This window comes from Streptomyces sp. BR123 (assembly GCF_013401435.1).
Taxonomy (GTDB): domain Bacteria; phylum Actinomycetota; class Actinomycetes; order Streptomycetales; family Streptomycetaceae; genus Streptomyces.
Genome location: NZ_JACBGN010000596.1, coordinates 1 through 1,385 on the forward strand (window position 1 = coordinate 1; position 1,385 = coordinate 1,385).

1 protein-coding gene and 1 pseudogene are annotated in these 1,385 nt (G+C 72.3%); both read left to right on the forward strand.

Annotation, left to right across the window (positions count from 1 at the left end; genetic code table 11):
* Positions 1-245: pseudogene (locus tag HYE82_RS36530) on the forward strand (hypothetical protein); the annotation flags it as partial.
* Positions 246-415: 170 nt separating this feature from the next.
* Complete coding sequence (locus HYE82_RS36535; RefSeq protein WP_179178521.1) at positions 416-1,276, forward strand: fumarylacetoacetate hydrolase family protein; 861 nt, start codon at positions 416-418, stop codon at positions 1,274-1,276.
* Positions 1,277-1,385 lie beyond the last annotated feature (109 nt).

The following is a 1,385-nucleotide window of genomic DNA, read 5'->3' on the forward strand; positions in this document are numbered from 1 at the left end:
GGGCTGGGGCTGGTTCCCGGGCTGGGTCCGGGGGCGGGGGCGTCGAGCTGAGTGCGGAGCAGCAGGAGATGCTGCGGCGGGTGGGCGGCGTGCTGCCGCTGCTGTCGTTCGGGACGCTGATCACCGCCGCCGTGGTGCCGCTGGCCGCCGGGCTGTACCTGGCGGCCACCACCGCCTGGTCCGTGGCCGAGCGGGCCTGGCTCCAGCACCGCAAGGAGCGGCTGGAGGCGGTGGGCGGGGCGTAGGGCGCCCTCGGGCCGCCGGCCCGGAGGGGCGAGCGTTCCAGTCCGTGAACGGGGTCTTGCGGATCGGTCGGGGGTCTTGGAGGATCAGCCAGTCCTCCGATGGCCGCACCCCATCGTGCGGCCCGGGGTACGCCCATGGGCCGACCATCCGCGACCCCGGGAGAATGCCCATGAAGCTGCTGCGTGTCGGACCGGTCGGGGCGGAGCGTCCCGCAGTGCTCGACCAGGACGGGTCGCTGCGCGACCTGTCCGGCCTGATCACGGATGTGGACGGCGCCCTGCTCGCCGACGACTCCGTACTGTCCCGGGTACGGGAGGCGGTGGCGTCCGGGGAGCTCCTCCCGGCCCTGGAGGCGGAGGGGCTGCGGATCGGCGCGCCGGTCGGCCGCATCGGCAAGATCGTGGGCATCGGGCTGAACTACTTCGGGCACGCCGCCGAGATCGGTGCCGAGGCGCCCGCCGAGCCGATCCTGTTCCTCAAGGCCGCGGACACCGTGGCCGGGCCGGACGACACCGTCCTGATCCCGCGGGGCAGCGTGAAGACGGACTGGGAGGCCGAGCTGGGCGTCGTCATCGGCAGCACGGCCCGCTACCTGTCCTCCGCCGAGGAGGGACTCGCCCATGTGGGCGGGTACGTGCTGGTGAACGACGTATCGGAGCGCGAATTCCAGATCGAGCGCGGCGGCACCTGGGACAAGGGAAAGAACTGCGAGACCTTCACCCCGATCGGCCCGTGGCTGGTGACCGCCGACGAGATCCCGGACCCACAGGTGCTGGACGTGAGGCTGTGGGTCAACGGGGAGCTCGAGCAGGACGGCAACACCGCCGACCAGATCTTCCCGGTGGGTGAGGTCGTGCGGTACCTGAGCCGGTTCATGACCCTCTACCCGGGCGACGTCATCATCACCGGTACGCCGGCGGGCGTTGCCATGGGCCGACCGGAGCCGAAGCCGTATCTGCGGGCCGGCGATGTCGTGGAGCTGGAGATCGAGGGCCTGGGGCGGCAGCGGCAGGTGTTCAAGAACGCGTAGGCGTCGCGGGTTGGGCGTCGTGGGCTCGGCGTTGCGGGTTGGGCGTCGCGGGTTGGGCGTCGTGGGCTCGGCGTTGCGGGTTGGGCGTCACGGGTCGGGCGTCGTGGGT